The organism is Sporosarcina ureilytica (genome assembly GCF_001753205.1).
GTDB classification, from domain to species: domain Bacteria; phylum Bacillota; class Bacilli; order Bacillales_A; family Planococcaceae; genus Sporosarcina; species Sporosarcina ureilytica.
In genome coordinates this window covers 1,127,604-1,145,384 of the sequence record NZ_CP017560.1, presented here as the reverse complement: position 1 = coordinate 1,145,384, position 17,781 = coordinate 1,127,604, and the positions used below count along the sequence as shown (strand labels likewise).

Genomic DNA, 17,781 nt, shown 5'->3' with positions numbered 1-17,781 from the left:
ACAAATTCCTGTCTTTCAATTGGAATCCGTTACTTTTGTCATTCATTTATCTCGTCTTCATCACATTGGCGACTTTTTCTGCAACATAACCGCTTCCGCCTTTATTTTCTACACCTTCAATCATCATGGCGATAATATAAGTTGGATCATCTGTCGGGTAAGCGACGAAAAAGCCATTTTCTTTCCCAGCTTCTTCTTGTGATGACTTCAATTCCGTTGTCCCAGTTTTCCCTGAAATTTTTGGAGATGGAATATTTGCTGCTTCGGCGAAACCATCTGTCACAACCGCTCTCAAATCTTCTTGTAACATTGCTGCATGTTCTGCCGATAGCAATCCTTCTTTCCATACTTCGCTTTTCTTTTCATCCGCAAATAAAACGGGCTTGGTCATTTGACCGTCATTCACAATTGCACCGTAAGTAGATGCCAAGTGAAGGATATTCATAAGCATTTGGCCTTGTCCAAATGACGTATCCGCAAGTTGTCCTTCGGAAGCAATTTTTCCATCATTGGAAATTTGTGATGTACGAAGGCCATATTTAAAAGGAATTTCTTCCCCAAAACCAAACTGTTGCAATCCTTCAATAAATTGTTTATTCCCCATTTTCAAAGCTTCTTTTGCAAAATAAATATTATCTGAGTAGACAAGCGCTTTTTTCAAATCGACAGGATTTGGCGCGGTATATAGTCGTGTGACATGGAAATTCCCCCACGAACTATCCTTTTGCCATTTCTTCCCTTCAATCGTATGCCCCTCCTCTGGTTTAAGCGTTCCTGCCGTTAAGCCAATTGCTGCGGTGATTGGTTTAATGGAAGAACCCGGTGCATATGTAGCGGCAAATCTATTTAATAATGGCTCTGCAGGGTCATCTGTTAATTCTGCATAACGAGTTGCATGAATACCCAGTGCCAGTTCATTCGGATCAAATGCTGGAGAGCTGGCTAATACGAGTGTTTCGCCTGTTTTAGGATCAATAATCGCTGCGGTACCAGGTTCACCGTTCATTTCTACAAAAACGGCCTTTTGAAACTCAGCGTCAATCGTTAACGTAATATTTTCGCCATCAACTGCCGGTGTTTCAGCAACCGTTACTCTTTCACCGTTCTGTTCTGTTTTTTCAATGTAAATTTGAATCCCATCTTCACCACGAAGTCTTTCCTCAAGCAATTGCTCGAGTCCTCGTTTTCCAACAAGATCTGATTCTTTATAGCCCTTATCTTTTAGTTCTTCTAATTCTTCTGCATTAATTTGCCCAATGTAGCCAATAAGATGTGCTAAAGACTTTGCATAAGGATATTCGCGCATCTCTGCTTTCATTGACGTTACCCCAGCAATTTGCAACGCTTCATTATAAATTTCTTCTTGTGTAAATGGTAATTTTTTTATTGGAACGAAATGACCTGGTTGCACCCAACTTTGATTCAATTGTTCGTTAATAAAGTCAGCAGTTGTTCCAAGCAATGTCGCAAGTTTCTCTGCATCCGCCTCGGCATTAAACTTTTCTGGCACAATGCCGATTTCAGCACCCGAACCATTTATCGCAATCGCTTTATCATGGCGGTCATAAATTTCTCCGCGTTTAGATTGAATGGTTGAAATCCCAACTTTATCGTGCATGGACAAATCAGGAAGGATAAAAGACGGATCCCATTCAATAAACCAATTCTTTGTTTCGCCTTGTTCATTATAAGTTAATGGAACATTTTTCTTAAATTCAATTTCACCGGCTATTGTCTCCAATTTTATTTGAACGGGAAACTCAACGTCTTCTTCTTTTTTGTACGTTTTTTCTTCTTCCGGTTTATCAAAAATAACTTCAACAGAAGAAATATCTAAATCTGCATATAGTTTTTCGGTACGTTCAATAAATTGCTCTTTTCCGAAAACTTCTTTCGACGATTCTGTAATATAGTCGTCGTACATCTCTGTAAATTTAGCTTCATTCCATAAATCGACATAAGCAGAAAGTCTATCTACAGGCGTGTCTTCTTTTTTAGAACAAGCAACTAAAGCCAGTAGTAATACGAGAAATAAAATACCATAACGCAATTTTGGCAATGTAAACCCTCCTTTTACCTACATATCTATATAGTACCAAATGAACCGCTTTCAGTACTACTATAATCGTGCATATTTAATCCTATAACGACAAAAATCCGATAGAATAAGTTACTATTCTATCGGATAAACAATTATTTTGTTTTGTTTTTCTTAATTTGTTTACTTCTTAATTGGCCACAAGCTGCGTCGATATCTGTTCCTTGTTCCAAACGTACACCACATGGGATACCTTTACCTTTAAGTGTTTCATAAAAGGCTTGAATCGATTCCGGCTTACTTCTACGATATTGGCTATGTTCGTCTACCGGATTATATGGAATTAAATTAACATATGAAAGATGTCGTTTATTGGCAAGTAGACGTGCAAGTTGACGCGCTTCTTCAACATGATCATTCACATCATCTAACATAATATACTCAAATGTAATTCGACGATTATTTTTTTCTAAATAATAATCAATGGCATCCATTAGCTGTTCAATTGGAAATGCACGGTTTATTTTCATAATGCTTGTCCGAAGTTCGTCATTCGGTGCATGTAAAGAAACCGCTAAGTTTACCTGAATATCTTCATCCGCAAATTCTTTAATTTTATGCGCAAGTCCACTTGTTGAGACAGTAATATGACGTGCACCAATGCTAAGTCCTTTTTGCGAATTAACGATATGGAGGAAATCCATTAAATTGGTATAGTTATCAAACGGTTCTCCAATTCCCATCACAACAATATGACTGACTCGTTCTTCTAATCCTTTTGCATCGAGATGATGTTGTACATTCATGATTTGTTCCACAATTTCTCCGCTTTGTAGGTCTCGACTCTTTTTCAATAGACCACTCGCGCAAAAACTGCATCCGATATTACAACCGACTTGAGTTGTTACACAAACGGAATAGCCATATGGAAATTTCATTAGTACTGTTTCGATTAAGTTGCCATCTTGCATTTTAAATAAAAACTTAATCGTTCCATCCGCTGATTCTTGTTTTACTGTCTGTTCAAGCGATTGAATGATATAATGTTCTTCCAATAGCTCGCGACATTCTTTATTAATATTTTTCATATCTGAAAAAGAAGTAACTCGTTTTTTATAAAGCCAATCCCAAATTTGGTCAGCTCTAAAACGCTGCTGACCGTTTGCTAGTAACCATTCTGTTAACTGTTCAAGCGTTAATCCGTATATTGATTTCTTCATTTATTATCCTCTTTTCAAAATTACAATTCACTCATTATACTACGTGAGAAGCCATATTGGAACAACTAATTCACTCAACTTTGTTGTTTAATTATTCCACTCAATCAAATGGAGGAGGGGTTGAATTGAAAGATTTTAATAGCAAAACCATTTCGTCGATACAATTTACAGTCGTTGAAAGGTTTATTAAAAATTTCGAGCAACAAAAAATAGAAATCGAGCAATTACTAACGATGACACAAACATCTATTTTTTCAAATTCACATCATTTTCATTTGCAAAACGTATTGGATATGTCTTATAAGCCATTTTCAAATGGACAAGGCATTTTATACTTACATACAAACGAAGGTGTTTTTTCATTTTTAATTTCGACGAATCCAGCGCAATTTATACAGTCTTATCAACTACTTACTTCCCGTGATAAGTAGTAGTTTTCAATCTGTCATCACTTTGTAATGTTTAGAATCACTCCAAGTTGGTATAGATAAACTACAAACAAATGGGAGGGATTTTAATGACTGTTAAAAAAACAGTAGAAAATGTTGTTCAAGCAAAATCAGAAGTGGAGAAATTGGTATCAAGTGGTTATTCGCATGCCGAGATTTACATTTTTGCACATGATGAAAAAAGAGGTAATGATATTACTGAAGCATTAGACACTGAAAAAGTTGGTTTGAAAGAAGAAGGCGTTTTGAACACGCTGAAAAACTTAGTCTCCTCGCGAGGCGACGAGCTTCGAAGTAAAATGGAAGCAGCTGGTTTAACAACAGCTGAAGCCGAAACAGCTGAGGAAGAACTTGACCAAGGTAAACTAGTGATTATTGCAAACCAAACAAATAATAAGTGATATTCAGGCTGCAGTTAAAGTCGGGCGGACTTTAACTGCAGCCTTTTCACGTATTCGCATCGTTAAATCATTTAATAAGATTTTTAAGCGAGGATTAGGTATGATAAGTGTAAGAAAGAAAGCAGGTGCAATACGTGGAACGGTATTATGGTAAATTTGGTGTTTTTTCTGGAATTATTACATTTGTACTTCTTGTAATTGGGCTAAGAAATGTACTAGGTCACGATGTAGAGGTTTTAAACTTTGTGACTTTTGTCATTTTCGGTTTAATTATTGGCATCTCTTTTTCAGCCCTACTATTTTATCAGTTAAAAATAGCTTTTCCGATTTTCGGGATTGCAATGATTATCGCTTTCTTTGATATGTTTCGTAGTTTTATATTAGATATCAATGGCCAAGGCGATGTAATTGGAATTTTATCTTTATTTATTATTTCTTCGTTTGGTTTAGGTCTGTCTCTACTCATTGAATTTATTGTACGGCTCATTAGGAAAAATAAAAATACCGCATAAAAAAACTGTACTCAGAAACACTTTTATTGTTTCGGGTACAGTTTTTTTGATTATATGATTCTCATCCAATCATGGCAAGCGTATATCCATATTGAAAAGAATAATTTTATTAATTATTCTTCATCCTTTTTTTGTCCAAGCACCCGCTTATGCTTCATAAATGCAGTCGAGAAATTTAGTATAGATAACACTGCAAATAAGGTTGCAAATCCATATTGTCCGTTTACAATACGTGTGTATGCAAAATAACCCAGGAATATAGCAAAGCCAAGATCTATGTATTTAGATCCCATCCTAATTCTCCCCCTTCTAAATTTAGTCATTATAAGTAAAGAAATTTTCATTTTAATTTCAGGAACTTTCTTTTACATATTTGTATCGTATAGGTTTCCAAAGACTTTCTCAAATTAACCACACAAAAAATCTTCTGTATTTTATGACTCTGCGACAAAACGGACTGAATCTTATCACATTCCGTTCAGAATTTATCATTAAACATAAATAAAACAGTCCTGATTGCTTGTTAACCAGAACTGTTTTTTCATATAAATTATCTTATGTTTCTAAAGAAAAACACTTGCCAACTTTTATTTTTCTATGCGTCTCTTAACCAATTCTTTTTTTACATCCGCTATCGTAACCCCTGAAATTTCCATCAGGACGAGCGAGTGATAGAGTAAATCTGCCAATTCACTAGTCAGTTCACGTTTGTCTTCATTCTTTGCGCCAATAATAACTTCACTTGACTCTTCCCCAACCTTTTTCAGCACTTTGTCAATGCCTTCCCTAAATAAATAAGATGTGTAGGAGCCTTCTACCGGGTTATTTCTGCGATTTTGAATACTCGCCATCACATCATAAACGATTTGGCGGTTTGGCATTTCTTCTTCAAAAACAGTTTGGAAAAAACAAGTTTCCTCTCCTGTATGACAGGCGGGTCCCATTGGCTCGACTTGAACGAGAATTGTATCTTGATCACAATCATATGATAATCGCTTGACCATTTGACGATTTCCAGAAGTTGCGCCTTTGTTCCACAGTTCTTCCCTGGAACGGCTATAAAACCATGTCTCTTTCGTTTCAATCGTTTTAGTCAATGCTTCTTCGTTCATATAAGCAAGCATGAGCACATTGCCCGTTTGTTCATCTTGTACAATTGCAGGAACGAGACCATTTTCATTGAAAGTGATATCTTCAATTTTCATTATATTATCAATCCCAACTTTTTTAATCTTAATATTGTGTAAGCGGCTTAGCGCTATGCTTTCTCTTTAATTTAATCCTTGCTCCTTCAAGTACGCTTTTAAGTCTTGAATAGTAATCTCTTCATAATGGAATACAGATGCTGCAAGGGCTGCGTCTGCTTTTCCTTCTGTTAAGACAGTTTTAAAATCTTCCATTTTTCCAGCTCCACCACTTGCAACGACCGGAATACTGACTGCTTCCGCGATTATTTTTGTTAATTCTAGTGAATAACCGTCTTTCTCTCCGTCTCCATCAATGCTGTTTAGCACAATCTCCCCAGCGCCGTTCGCTTCTCCTTGAAGTGCCCATTCGATGGCATCCAGTCCAGTGTCCTTTTGTCCACCTCTAGCAAAAACATGCCAAGTGGACGGGGCAACTTCTTTTACATCCATTGAGAAGACAATCTTTTCTGAACCGAATTTTTTCGCAGCTTCCGCAATAAATGATGGGTTTTCAAGTACAACACTATTTAACGATACTTTGTCAGCCCCCACATCTATTACACTTTGAATGTCATCAAGGCTTCGAATGCCGCCTCCAACTGTAAATGGAATTGGGACTTCTTTAGCAAGTTGGGCAATCAATTCGATAAAAACAGCACGCTTTTCAGATGAAGCCGTTATATCATAAAATACAAGTTCATCGGCCCCGTCATGAACATATTTTTTTGCCAAAGTGAGTGGATCTGCAACTTCCTGAACGTCTTTAAATTTCCGCCCCTTCACGACTTTGCCTTTATCGACATCTAAACAAGGAATAATTCGATAACTATTCACGTAACGCACCTTCTCTCAATTGCTGAAGTGAGAGCGTTCCCTCGTAGAGTGCTTTACCAATAATTGCGCCATACAAATTCATTCCTTCTAATTGTTGAATATCTTCTTCCGTCGTCACACCACCGGACGCAATGACGTCTATCGAAGATGCTTTATTGATTGCTTGGAGTTCTTGGAAGTTAGGACCTTGCATCATGCCATCTTTAAAAATATCAGTAAATACAACCGTCTTCACACCGATTTCCTCTAGTTCTTGCAATAAATCCAATGCTTTCTTGTTAGTAGTTGCTGTCCAACCATCTGTCGCCACAAAGCCATTACGTGCATCGATGGAGACAGCTATTTTATCGCCGTATTTTTGCACAGCTTCTTCTAGAAAAGGTCGATTCGTAATCGCCGCTGTTCCAATAATTACGCGACTTACACCGCTAGCAATATGTTCGTCAATGATTTCCATAGAACGAATTCCGCCGCCTACTTGAATTGGTACTGAGACAGCTTCCGCAATTGCTTGAATCGCTAGTTGATTTGGAGATTCACCCGTTTTAGCACCGTCTAAGTCGACGATATGTATAAATTCAGCGCCCTGTTTCTCCCATAACAAAGCCATTTCAGTTGGGGAATCCCCATAAATGACTTCTTGGTCATAATCACCTTGAATGAGCCTTACGCATTTACCATTTCGTATATCTATTGCAGGAAAAAGAATCATCTAGTTTTCGCTCCTTTTTATTGAGTTCATGTGGATATGTAGTGTTGAATCCGAACTAGGTTGATTTCCGCTCCAGGCGGATTATTACTTATCATTTTTACTTACTAATTAAAATAATTCCGCTTAAAATATTAGATCAATTCCTATCAAAGCAGTCCCTTAGTCGATGGAATTCCTTTTACATCAGGATTAATCACACTCGCTTCACGCAACGCTCGACCGAATGCTTTGAAGATGGATTCAATAATATGGTGTGTATTTTTTCCATATGCCAAATTAATATGGAGCGTTACTTTGGCATGACTTGTAAACGCATGGAAGAATTCTTCAACAAGTTCAGTATCAAATTCACCAACTTTGTCTTTTAATCCATCCACGTTATATACCAAAAACGAACGCCCGCTAATGTCCAGCGAAACAGTAGATAGCGCTTCGTCCATTGGGACAGAAACCGTCGCATAGCGTTCGATGCCTTCCTTCGCGCCAATGCTTTCATTGAATGCTTGCCCTAAGACAATCCCAATATCTTCGACTGTATGGTGCTGGTCGACTTCAATATCCCCATCACATCGTACCTTTAAATCAAATAACCCGTGTTTTGTAAATGCAGTCAGCATATGGTCAAAGAATCCGACACCTGTTTTGATATCTGTCGTTCCGGTTCCATCTATTGAAAAATCTAATGATATAGACGTTTCCGCTGTTGAGCGTGTAATTTCTTTTTGACGCATCGTTAATTCTCCTTCCGTATTGCGATTGAATTTGCATGGGCGTATAATCCTTCTGCATTAGCAATTGTAATGATGTCATCTGCCACTTCATTTAAAGCCGCTGCCGAGTAATGTATAATGCTCGTTTTTTTGACAAAGTCATAAACGCCTAATGGTGATGAAAACGTGGATGTACCGCTCGTTGGTAATGTGTGGTTCGGGCCTGCAAGATAATCTCCCAATGCTTCAGGAGAGTGGTTCCCAAGAAAAATAGCGCCCGCATTTTTAATATTCGATAGTTTTTCCATTGGATTTTCAACCATTAGCTGCAAATGTTCAGGGGCGAGTTCATTCACAAGTTCATAGGCTTCTGCCAACGATTCAGTAACAACGATCCGTCCTTGATTGGCGATAGATTGTTCAATAATCGCTTTTCGCTCCGCACTTTCCATTTGTTGTTGAATTTCAAGTTGTAACGCCTCGGCAAACAAATCACTCGTTGTGATACAAATCGCCGAAGCCAACTCATCGTGTTCTGCTTGTGATAATAAATCCGCCGCGGCATATTTGGGATTCGCACTTTCATCTGCAACGATACAAATTTCACTTGGTCCCGCAATCATATCAATTGCGACATCTCCAAAAACCCACTTTTTTGCACAAGCAACATATGCATTTCCCGGACCTACAATTTTAACGACTTTCCCGACAGTCTCTGTTCCGTAAGCAAGTGCTGCAACCGCTTGGGCTCCGCCTACTTTATAAATGGTTTCTACGCCAACTTCAGCAGCAGCCGTCAAAACGTATGGGTTCACTTTTCCATCTTCTTGAACAGGGGTTGTAATGGCAATTTGCTTAACGCCAGCGATTTTTGCTGGAATCGTATTCATTAACACTGTTGAAGGATAGGCAGCTTTTCCACCTGGCACGTAAATCCCTACACTTTCAAGTGGCGTTACTTTTTGCCCTAGCATGACCCCATCGCTCGGATTCGTTAACCATGTCTTTTCACGTTGTTCTTCGTGAAATCCTTTAATATTTTTTATCGCACTTTGAATGGCTTGAATGAACGATTCACCTACAATTTCTCGTGCCTCTTCAATCTCTTCAATCGATACGGTTAAATTAGTTAATTGAACATGATCGAACTTGGCTGTATAAGCAACTAACGCCTCATCCCCGCGCTCACGTACTTGTTGAATAATGTCTCGAACGCTTCGATTAATTGTTTCAGTATCTTCATTTCTAATGCGATTGTTACGCAATTCAGCTTGATATTCTTTACCTGTCATGTATTTCACTTTTATCACTCCAATGCCACTTTAACCTGATTGATAAATTGTTCGATTTCCGCAGTTTTTGTAGCAAAACTCGCTTTATTAACAATTAACCGTGCACTGATATCCATAATTTCATCTAATACGACGAGACCATTTTCCTTCAAGGTCGTTCCAGTTTCAACGATATCCACTATGACATCGGATAACCCAATGAGTGGTGCCAATTCAATAGAACCATTCAGTTTGATTGTCTCAACACGAATCCCTTTTTCATCGAAAAACGATTTTGTAATGAAAGGATATTTTGTTGCAACTGTAAGTGGTGAACCATTTTGTAATGCTTGAGTAGGAAATCCTGCGATTGCAACTTTACATTTACCAATCTGTAAATCTACGAGTTCATAAATATCAGGCTGTTCTTCCATGATGATATCTTTGCCGATAATGCCAATGTCTGCAGCCCCTTTTTCTACATATGTAGGTAAATCTGCCGTTTTCACTAAAATTAGCTTAATCGTCTTCGTTTCATTTAGCATCACTAGTTTTCTACTTTTATTATGAAAATCTGGAAAGGTGATGCCGGTTTTTTCTAATAAAACCATCGCTTGCTTCGCTGTCCTTCCAGTAGCAATCGCTAATGTTAAGCTACTCAATTTATCACTGCTCCTTTCGCCCCGTTCATTAATTTCAATAATGATTGAATGGAGTCGAAATCATAGGACTCTTCTTTATAGACAAATACTTGTTCATTTTGAGTCACGGTAATTTGATAGATTGAAGGTTGAGCGTCTAGCATTTGTTTATATGTTGGGTTAGATATCACTGTATAGTTCCGTTCACGTAATTCATTAGCAAGGACAATGGATTCTTTTAAACTGTTTTCATCGTAACTAATTTTCACGTCAACGGGTGTTCTTCGTGTAGTCAAATCGGTCTTCGCTGCTTTCATCAAGGATTCCACAGTACAAGCAAAGCCAATTGCTGGTAAGTCAGCTCCAAATTCATTGCCTAAATGATTGTACCGGCCTCCCATTAATACTGGACGACCAAATTTCTCTACAAAACCTTGAAATATAATATCTGAATAATAGCCCATATGATTGATAAGCCCCAAATCCATCACGATGTTGTCTTCCAATCCATACAGCCGAAGAATGTCATACACTTCGAGTAAATAATCTAATGTACCTTCCATCAATACTGTTTTCGTAATCTCTCTCGCCCGCTCACTAACTTGAATCGGATCCCCGTACAATAATGGAATTTCAACAAATGCTGCGATTAAATCTTCTGCGATTTCTAGTCTTTGAAGGAAAGGCTCGATTTCTATGATATTTTTCGTTTGAATTAAATTTTTCAACTGTATCAGTTGGCGATCTGAAAAACTCCCTTTTTCAATCAATTCTTGAAAAAATCCTGCATGCCCCAATTCAATTTTAATATTTCTAAACCCTAAATCTTTAAGCGTATGACAAGCAAGTGCAATGACCTCTGCATCTGCTTCTGGCGTACTTTCACAAAAATATTCAACACCAGCTTGTGTCTGCTCAACTTCCTCATCTTCTAATTGAGACTGTCTATATACATCTTGAACATAATAGTAGCGGAGTTCATGCGGTAAAGTAGTATAGTTATCCGCTAGTTGTTTAGTAATCGGAATGGTGACATCAGGTCGAAGCACTAAAACCTCACCGTCGCAATCAATCGTCTTTATCATTTCTTTTCGATTAATTGAACTGGTGACTTGTGCATACATGTCGTACTGCTCAAATGTTGGTGTTTTAATCCGTTCGTAACCATACGTTTTAAATCTTTTATTGATTGTTTTAATCATTCGCTCATACTTTTGATAATCTTTGACAATTTCATCATTCGCATTATAATCGGTATACAATCTAACTATTCCCACCTTTCTCAAAAAACTTTATCGCTTTACTAGGGTGAAGTTATTTATTATCATAGGGGATATAGAATAGTTTGTCAATGACGAAAGTTGTATGATTAGTTACGGAGGGATTCTAATGTTTGATTTTCATATGCATAGTGATTTTTCAGCGGATTGCAATGTGTCGATGGAAGAGATGGTAGTTGGTTCAATCAATAAAGGCTTAAGCGAAATTTGTTTCACGGAACATATTGACTATGAATATCCAGACGATTCGATTGTTTTTGAGTTTGATTTAAACAAATATGATGATGAATTGAAAAGGTTACAACAAAAATATGAAGGGAAAATCCGTATTCAAAAGGGCATTGAAATTGGCGTACAACCTCATATTTTACATAAATACGAGAAGTTAATGGATGAAGAAACATTTGACTTTGTCATTTGCTCAATGCATACGACCGCTAAAAAAAGCTTGCATTATAAAGAAATTTTCGAGGGAAGAACTGTAGAAGAAGCATATCAACTGTACTACGATGAATTACTAGCGTGCATAAAAAACTTTAAACGTTTTAATGTGCTAGGCCATGTAGATTTAGTTAAACGTTATTCAGATGAGCCTTCATCGAATTTATTTCATGAAGAATTAGCAACTATTTTCAAAGAAATCATTCCCGAAGGAAAAGGCATTGAATTAAACACTTCCGGCGTACGATATGGATTATCGCATGCGATGCCAAGCGATGATGTGCTAAAACTTTATAAAGAATGTGGGGGAGAAATTATCACATTAGGCTCTGACGCACACCGCGTTTCCGAACTTGCTTTCCACTTCCGCGAATCTCTTGAATTATTACAGTCGATTGGCTTCGATTATATTGCTACATTTGACAAACAAGAGCCAGTGTTTCATCCGATACAACAATTATTATAATGAAAAATGGTCTCGCACTTCTAAGTGTGAGACCTTTCCATTTTAAAAAATCGTTACTACACAATTTTCAACAAATCACTAAACCCAACTGAAAGTTCATTCATTTTATCCGAGTCAGCATACTCGTTAGCTAATGGATTTTTCTCAACCGTAACTTGCCCCTTATGTAACTTAATGCGAACTATGCCATTAAGGGCTTGCTGCGTTTCTTGAATAAATGATTCCAACGCATTTCGTAAAGGGGTAAACCATTGGCCTTCTTCAATGATATCAATTAACTTTTGAGAGATAATTGCTTTAAATCGCGCAACTTCATTTTCAAACGTCCTCTTTTCCAGTGTTCGATGTGCTTTTAATAAAGTAGTCGCCCCAGGACATTCATAAATTATATGTGCGTTACTTCGACTTACATAGTTCTCCACTGAATCAATTCTGCCAATCCCATGCTTCCCAGCGATATGGTTTAAGTACGAAAACATATCGGCTATTTCCATTCTCTGCCCATTCACTTTAATTGGAGTCCCTTTCTCAAACTCTATATCAATAAACTCTGGTTCAATCGGCGCATCTTCTATTCCCACAGTTATCGCATATTGATTCGCTTCGCTAACTCCTACTGAATTATCCTCTATAAATTCAGTTTTCCGTCCCCATAACGTTTGGTCTATATATTCGGGAGCGTCTACCCCCTTTAAAAACGGAATGTTCTTTTCTGTAGCAAATGCAATTTGTTCATTCCATGTCAATTTCTTTTCATAAACAAGATCAATCAATTCTAGGGATGGATTTAACGTTTTAATTAATGACTCAAAATGTCTTTGATCATTGTCTTTTATTGTAAGACCATGTGCAATCGCAACAGCCTTTTCAATTTCCGCAACTTCAACTAATTTTTTTGCAATAAGCGGCCGTGATAATGTGCTCACGAATGGATATTTATTTACACAAAAAGCTTGCGCTTGAATTGTAAGCAAAGCATATTGTTCAGCGAATTCATTTTTTGCATCTATCAGATAGCTGCTTATCGCTCCAACTTGAATGGCTTTCATTCGAATTTCAGTCAAATCTTTGTTTTCACCCATATCTATACAAACTGCAACGACATCGTATCCCGCATCAACTAACAATCTGATAGCAACAGAAGCATATAACTCTCCATTATAAGCGATGACAACTTTTTTCTTTCGCATGATAAGACACCCTTTCAATCAATTGAATGTATCTTTATACTATTATGTGTATTTTTATAATAACATACCTTTCAAATGTTTCAACCTTTTAACAAAAGTCATTCTTTTTATAGAACTAAAAAAAGACCCCTTCTTTAAAAGGGTCTTCACCAAAACAACTATCATTATCGGATTCCATGACTCACCATTGAGTTCGCCACTTTTAGAAATCCAGCGATATTTGCACCAACAATTAAATTTCCTGGATGTCCATATTCTTCAGCCGCTTGTAAACAATTTTCATAAATATCTTTCATAACTAATTGAAGCTTTTCCTCAACTTCTTCAAATGTCCAATTAAGTCGCATACTGTTTTGAGACATTTCCATTGCGGAAACAGCTACCCCGCCGGCATTTGCTGCTTTTGCAGGTGCAAACAGGATCTCATTTTCCAGAAAAAGGTCTATCGCCTCTTGTGTACAAGGCATATTTGCACCTTCTGCAATCGCTTTGACACCGTTTCTAATTAACAATGCTGCAGCCTTTTCATCAAGTTCATTTTGCGTTGCACAAGGTAAAGCGATATCACATGGAATCGACCATATGTCATGACATCCTTCAACAAATTTAGCAGTTGAATGATATTTTCTATACACCTTAATTCGATTGTTTTCGATTTCTTTAATCCGCTTGATTGTCTCAACATTTATACCATTTTCATCATAAATATACCCACTTGAATCACTACATGCGATGACTGTCGCACCTAGCTCAATTGCCTTTTCCATCGCATAGGTCGAGACATTCCCTGACCCCGATACAATCACTTTTTTCCCTTCAAAACTCATACCATTCGTTTTTAACATTTCCTGCGTAAAATATACGGTCCCATACCCCGTCGCTTCTCTTCTTCCAAGGCTTCCGCCGTAATTTGGGTCTTTTCCAGTGAAGACACCAGGTTGAAACCCACCACGAATACGATTGTATTGCCCTGCCATATAACCGACTTCTCGTCTGCCGACACCAATATCACCAGCGGGTACGTCTAAGTCTGGACCTAAGTATTTCTGCATTTCCGTCATAAAGCTTTGAATAAACCGCATAATTTCTCGTTCTGATTTATCTTTTGGATCGAAATCCGAGCCGCCTTTTCCAGCGCCTATTGGTTGACCTGTAAGTGAGTTTTTAAAGATTTGTTCAAACGCTAAAAACTTCATAATGCTCAGATTAACCGAAGGATGGAAGCGAATTCCGCCTTTATACGGTCCTAGCTCACTATTAAATTGAACACGATACCCTCTATTCACATGCACTTTTCCTTGGTCATCTTCCCAAGTAACACGAAAAGTAATAATGCGATCCGGCTCAGTAATTCGCTCTAGGATACCGTCTTCAATATAATGTGGATTTTTAATGAAAACCGGACGAAGTGAATCGAAAATTTCTCTTGTTGCTTGAAGAAATTCCGACTCGCCGGGATTTCTCTTTTTTAATAACTCATACACTTCATGCACGTAATCATTAGCTAGTTTTTTTGGGTCATTATACGTTTCATTAATATTCGTCAACATATCCTCATTCCTTCCATATTTCACTTCCTAAAATGTCGGAATTTTATATATTCCTTTATAATACAATTAATTCATAGTTTATACAACATGTTCATCAATTAAATAGTGGCAATTTAAAGACTTTTTAAAATAAAACACTTTTCTTTTGCGATTAAAAGCGTTATTATTTAATTACTCTAACATTTCTTGAAACCGAAGTGTTACGAACAAACCCTATCAGAAAGAAGGAGAAAACAATGAAAATCATTCGAGCTTTAGTTAGTGCAAATGTCTTGTTACTATTCGTCTTCGCTCTTCTCCCAGTCTTAATGATCAAACCAGACATTGAAGTTATGCAAACCTTACTAGCCTATATAAATAAAGAATAATGCTAAATCCGAATAAAGGCAAATGTTTTTTACTGAAATCCAAAAAACGTTCGGCTTACAGTCTTAATTCAGTGTATTTTAGAAGCTTATCTAAAAAACATTTGACTTTTTGTTTTTTATTAAGTATGATAGGTCACATTAAAACTATTATTCTAATTATTTTGACGGAGATATATTTTACATTCCTAAATCTTTAGAGAGCTAGTGGGTGGTGAAAACTAGTGATTTTTGTGTAAAAGAGCACTCCTGAATAGGTAGACTGAACTTAAGTAGGTCTATCCGGGTCATGCACGTTATGCATGGTTCTTTGAGGCCACTTATTTAGAGTTGGCAAAAAAGGGTGGTACCGCGTGAGTGTTTTCTGTCTTTCGCCCCTTACGATTTTTTGTAAGGGGTGGAGGACTTTTTTATTTTTCAAATATGAAAGGGGTATTTGCTAGTTAATAGATCAAAAATCGGATCATAAAACATCGGCTGCAACAGTCAATTAGGTGCTGGAACTACCGCAACAAATAACTTTATATTTAGGAGGCTATCAACAAATGACTTATAATGTATTAATTACAGACCCTTTAAGCGAAGATGGGATTTTCCCACTACGACAAGCAGAGAATCTTGAGGTTAGAATAGATACAGGACTTTCTACAGATGAACTTATCGAAATTATCCATGATTACGATGCGCTTCTAATTCGTAGTCAAACGACAGTAACACGTGAAGTGATTGAAAATGCACCCAACTTAAAGATTATTGGGCGCGCTGGGGTTGGTGTTGATAATATCGATTTAGAAGCTGCAACAGAGCATGGAATTATCGTTGTAAATGCTCCGGATGGCAATACAAACTCAGCGGCAGAGCATACAATGGCTATGTTATCAGCACTTGCACGCAAGATTCCGCAAGCATTTTTATCTTTAAAAAATCAAATTTGGGATAGGAAGTCATTTCTTGGCGTCGAACTTAAAAACAAAACCCTTGGGATTGTGGGACTTGGTCGAATTGGTGCTGAAGTTGCGGCAAGAGCTAAAGGCCAAAGAATGCACATCCTTGCATACGATCCATTTTTGACAGAAGAAAAAGCGCAAAAACTTGGCATTACAAAAGGGACACTTGAAGAAGTTCTAAGCCAATCTGACTTTATTTCTATTCATACGCCATTATTAAAAGAAACGAGAAATTTAATCGATGAAGAAGCCTTTGCAATGATGAAAGACGGCGTACAACTTATCAACTGTGCACGCGGTGGAATTGTGAATGAAGATGCGCTATACGATGCCATTGTTAGTGGAAAAGTTGCAGGCGCTGCGCTCGATGTATTTGAAGTAGAACCTTTTGTTGATCATAAGTTACTGACACTTCCTCAGGTTATCGCGACGCCACATCTAGCTGCTAGTACAATTGAAGCTCAAGAAAGTGTAGCGATTGACGTAAGCGCGGATGTCGTTAGCTTTTTAAATGGAGGACTTGTTCAAAATCCTGTGAACCTCCCTTCTGTTTCAAAAGAAGTAATGGGCAAAGTTGGACCGTTCTTTGATTTAGCGGAAAAATTAGGGGCATTTGTTTCCCAGTTAATCGATGGCATTGTTGAAGAAATAACAATTCACTATTACGGAGATTTAGCGGGCTTCGATGTTCGTCCTTTAACACGTAATACATTAAAAGGCGTGCTGCAAGGAAATCTAGGCGACCATGTCAATGATGTCAATGCCAAATACTTAGCTGACCAAATTGGAATTGTTGTTAATGAATATAAAACTTCTATTACGAAAGGATTTACAAATCTATTAACAGTAGAAGCGAGAACGAAAAATGGGACGCGAAGTGTTTCAGGAACATTATTGAACGGTTTAGGTGGACGCATCGTAAAAGTAGACAAATATTACGTTGACGTTGTGCCAGAGGGGAATTTAATATTCATTAAACATAAGGACCAACCTGGAGCCATTGGACGTGTTGGAACCTTACTTGCGAAATCAAATATTAATATTGCAACGATGCAAGTTGGCCGAGCTAATATTGGCGGAGATGCCATAATGATGCTCACAATCGATAAATATGTCGACGGTTATGATGTTAACCAACTTAAAGAATTAGAAGATATTTCTGACGTGACTGCAATTCAATTGTAAGATTAATAATTGGTGCTAATCCCCCAAGCATGTAAGTAAACTTAAGGGTTCAGAACGAGTAATTTTTGAGATAACTACTATTTGTATGAGAAAGAAGGAGCACTAGTATGGCGGAAAAAGAAACTTCCCGATGGAAACTTAGTATGGTTGGCTTTACTGCGTTTGTTTTAGCTACTATTTTCTACTTAATAACTGGTCCTAATATACCTGGAATACTTGGCTTTTTAACATCCGCAGTAATATTGTTTATTCTAAATGCCGTTTATATTTTTTTTACAAACAAGAAATCTAAAAAACAGACGTAGACTAACTACTAGACAAGTACTCTACCTATCATCTAAAACCGTCAGAAGTCTCACCCTAGATGTTAACTTCTTGTAGT

General features: G+C 37.4%; 19 protein-coding genes and 1 other annotated feature. Of the genes, 7 read left to right on the top strand and 12 right to left on the bottom strand.

What is annotated here, in order from left to right:
* Positions 1-46 precede the first annotated feature (46 nt).
* Complete coding sequence (locus BI350_RS05880) at positions 47-2,059, bottom strand: penicillin-binding transpeptidase domain-containing protein (protein WP_075527243.1); 2,013 nt, start codon at positions 2,057-2,059, stop codon at positions 47-49.
* A 134-nt stretch (positions 2,060-2,193) separates the two neighbouring features.
* On the bottom strand, positions 2,194-3,258 hold the full coding sequence (gene rlmN / locus BI350_RS05875) for a dual-specificity RNA methyltransferase RlmN (RefSeq protein WP_075527242.1): 1,065 nt from the start codon (positions 3,256-3,258) through the stop codon (positions 2,194-2,196).
* Between the two features lie 125 nt (positions 3,259-3,383).
* Here rlmN and BI350_RS05870 point away from each other — a divergent pair, with 125 nt between their 5' ends.
* The 3 genes from BI350_RS05870 (at position 3,384) to BI350_RS05860 (ending at position 4,620) form a co-directional block, all read left to right on the top strand.
* The gene (locus tag BI350_RS05870) at positions 3,384-3,689 is read left to right on the top strand and encodes a hypothetical protein (RefSeq protein ID WP_075527241.1); all 306 of its coding nucleotides are present in this window, start codon (positions 3,384-3,386) and stop codon (positions 3,687-3,689) included.
* An 86-nt stretch (positions 3,690-3,775) separates the two neighbouring features.
* Positions 3,776-4,108 carry a YflT domain-containing protein gene (locus tag BI350_RS05865; protein WP_075527240.1) on the top strand — a complete coding sequence of 111 codons (333 nt, stop codon included), beginning with the start codon at positions 3,776-3,778 and terminating at the stop codon, positions 4,106-4,108.
* Positions 4,109-4,242: 134 nt separating this feature from the next.
* Positions 4,243-4,620 carry a hypothetical protein gene (locus tag BI350_RS05860; RefSeq protein WP_075527239.1) on the top strand — a complete coding sequence of 126 codons (378 nt, stop codon included), beginning with the start codon at positions 4,243-4,245 and terminating at the stop codon, positions 4,618-4,620.
* A gap of 113 nt (positions 4,621-4,733) precedes the next feature.
* Here the strand turns inward: BI350_RS05860 and BI350_RS05855 are convergent, their stop codons facing one another.
* The 8 genes from BI350_RS05855 to hisZ all read right to left on the bottom strand — a co-directional run bounded on the left by BI350_RS05855 (position 4,734) and on the right by hisZ (position 11,237).
* Positions 4,734-4,913: a hypothetical protein gene (locus tag BI350_RS05855; RefSeq protein WP_075527238.1), complete on the bottom strand. Its 180-nt coding sequence runs from the start codon at positions 4,911-4,913 to the stop codon at positions 4,734-4,736.
* Between the two features lie 294 nt (positions 4,914-5,207).
* Positions 5,208-5,837 carry a bifunctional phosphoribosyl-AMP cyclohydrolase/phosphoribosyl-ATP diphosphatase HisIE gene (hisIE, locus tag BI350_RS05850; protein ID WP_155767480.1) on the bottom strand — a complete coding sequence of 210 codons (630 nt, stop codon included), beginning with the start codon at positions 5,835-5,837 and terminating at the stop codon, positions 5,208-5,210.
* Positions 5,838-5,891: 54 nt separating this feature from the next.
* On the bottom strand, positions 5,892-6,641 hold the full coding sequence (gene hisF, locus BI350_RS05845) for an imidazole glycerol phosphate synthase subunit HisF (RefSeq protein WP_075527236.1): 750 nt from the start codon (positions 6,639-6,641) through the stop codon (positions 5,892-5,894).
* A complete protein-coding gene (hisA, locus tag BI350_RS05840) occupies positions 6,634-7,353 on the bottom strand; it encodes a 1-(5-phosphoribosyl)-5-[(5-phosphoribosylamino)methylideneamino]imidazole-4-carboxamide isomerase (RefSeq protein ID WP_075527235.1) in 720 nt (239 codons plus the stop codon). Before hisA ends, hisF begins: the two co-directional genes overlap by 8 nt.
* Before the next feature lie 146 nt (positions 7,354-7,499).
* A complete protein-coding gene (gene hisB, locus BI350_RS05835; RefSeq protein ID WP_075527234.1) occupies positions 7,500-8,084 on the bottom strand; it encodes an imidazoleglycerol-phosphate dehydratase HisB in 585 nt (194 codons plus the stop codon).
* Positions 8,085-8,086: 2 nt separating this feature from the next.
* Positions 8,087-9,364 carry a histidinol dehydrogenase gene (gene hisD, locus BI350_RS05830; protein WP_245698303.1) on the bottom strand — a complete coding sequence of 426 codons (1,278 nt, stop codon included), beginning with the start codon at positions 9,362-9,364 and terminating at the stop codon, positions 8,087-8,089.
* Between the two features lie 5 nt (positions 9,365-9,369).
* Entirely contained in the window at positions 9,370-9,996 is a 627-nt protein-coding gene (gene hisG, locus BI350_RS05825; RefSeq protein WP_082294969.1) for an ATP phosphoribosyltransferase, read from the bottom strand.
* The gene (gene hisZ, locus BI350_RS05820; RefSeq protein ID WP_075527233.1) at positions 9,993-11,237 is read right to left on the bottom strand and encodes an ATP phosphoribosyltransferase regulatory subunit; all 1,245 of its coding nucleotides are present in this window, start codon (positions 11,235-11,237) and stop codon (positions 9,993-9,995) included. The genes hisG and hisZ overlap by 4 nt, the downstream gene beginning before the upstream one ends.
* A 127-nt stretch (positions 11,238-11,364) precedes the next feature.
* Here hisZ and BI350_RS05815 point away from each other — a divergent pair, with 127 nt between their 5' ends.
* Positions 11,365-12,162 carry a histidinol-phosphatase HisJ family protein gene (locus BI350_RS05815; protein ID WP_075527232.1) on the top strand — a complete coding sequence of 266 codons (798 nt, stop codon included), beginning with the start codon at positions 11,365-11,367 and terminating at the stop codon, positions 12,160-12,162.
* Between the two features lie 56 nt (positions 12,163-12,218).
* On the opposite strand, the gene BI350_RS05810 is transcribed toward BI350_RS05815, so the two are convergent.
* Positions 12,219-13,352 carry an argininosuccinate synthase gene (locus BI350_RS05810; protein WP_075527231.1) on the bottom strand — a complete coding sequence of 378 codons (1,134 nt, stop codon included), beginning with the start codon at positions 13,350-13,352 and terminating at the stop codon, positions 12,219-12,221.
* A 164-nt stretch (positions 13,353-13,516) separates the two neighbouring features.
* On the bottom strand, positions 13,517-14,902 hold the full coding sequence (gene gdhA, locus BI350_RS05805; protein WP_075527230.1) for an NADP-specific glutamate dehydrogenase: 1,386 nt from the start codon (positions 14,900-14,902) through the stop codon (positions 13,517-13,519).
* 236 nt (positions 14,903-15,138) lie between these two features.
* On the opposite strand from gdhA, the gene BI350_RS17290 reads away from it, so the two are divergent.
* From BI350_RS17290 to BI350_RS05795, 3 genes are all read left to right on the top strand, one after another.
* Positions 15,139-15,270, top strand: a complete 132-nt coding sequence (locus tag BI350_RS17290; RefSeq protein WP_281181731.1) for a hypothetical protein — start codon at positions 15,139-15,141, stop codon at positions 15,268-15,270.
* Positions 15,271-15,422: 152 nt separating this feature from the next.
* Positions 15,423-15,649: a binding site (T-box leader), on the top strand.
* A 163-nt stretch (positions 15,650-15,812) separates the two neighbouring features.
* Positions 15,813-17,399, top strand: a complete 1,587-nt coding sequence (serA, locus tag BI350_RS05800) for a phosphoglycerate dehydrogenase (protein ID WP_075527229.1) — start codon at positions 15,813-15,815, stop codon at positions 17,397-17,399.
* Positions 17,400-17,506: 107 nt separating this feature from the next.
* Complete coding sequence (locus tag BI350_RS05795; protein WP_075527228.1) at positions 17,507-17,704, top strand: hypothetical protein; 198 nt, start codon at positions 17,507-17,509, stop codon at positions 17,702-17,704.
* The last annotated feature ends 77 nt before the right edge of the window (positions 17,705-17,781 follow it).

Excerpts from the sequence above, each read along its gene's own strand:
- rlmN (WP_075527242.1), bottom strand. The coding sequence starts at position 3,258 with ATGAAGAAATCAATATACGGATTAACGCTTGAACAGTTAACAGAATGG.
- BI350_RS05865 (WP_075527240.1), top strand. The coding sequence starts at position 3,776 with ATGACTGTTAAAAAAACAGTAGAAAATGTTGTTCAAGCAAAATCAGAA.
- BI350_RS05855 (WP_075527238.1), bottom strand. The coding sequence starts at position 4,913 with ATGGGATCTAAATACATAGATCTTGGCTTTGCTATATTCCTGGGTTAT.
- hisA (WP_075527235.1), bottom strand. The coding sequence starts at position 7,353 with ATGATTCTTTTTCCTGCAATAGATATACGAAATGGTAAATGCGTAAGG.
- hisB (WP_075527234.1), bottom strand. The coding sequence starts at position 8,084 with ATGCGTCAAAAAGAAATTACACGCTCAACAGCGGAAACGTCTATATCA.
- BI350_RS05815 (WP_075527232.1), top strand. The coding sequence starts at position 11,365 with ATGTTTGATTTTCATATGCATAGTGATTTTTCAGCGGATTGCAATGTG.
- BI350_RS05810 (WP_075527231.1), bottom strand. The coding sequence starts at position 13,352 with ATGCGAAAGAAAAAAGTTGTCATCGCTTATAATGGAGAGTTATATGCT.
- gdhA (WP_075527230.1), bottom strand. The coding sequence starts at position 14,902 with ATGTTGACGAATATTAATGAAACGTATAATGACCCAAAAAAACTAGCT.
- BI350_RS17290 (WP_281181731.1), top strand. The coding sequence starts at position 15,139 with ATGAAAATCATTCGAGCTTTAGTTAGTGCAAATGTCTTGTTACTATTC.
- serA (WP_075527229.1), top strand. The coding sequence starts at position 15,813 with ATGACTTATAATGTATTAATTACAGACCCTTTAAGCGAAGATGGGATT.
- BI350_RS05795 (WP_075527228.1), top strand. The coding sequence starts at position 17,507 with ATGGCGGAAAAAGAAACTTCCCGATGGAAACTTAGTATGGTTGGCTTT.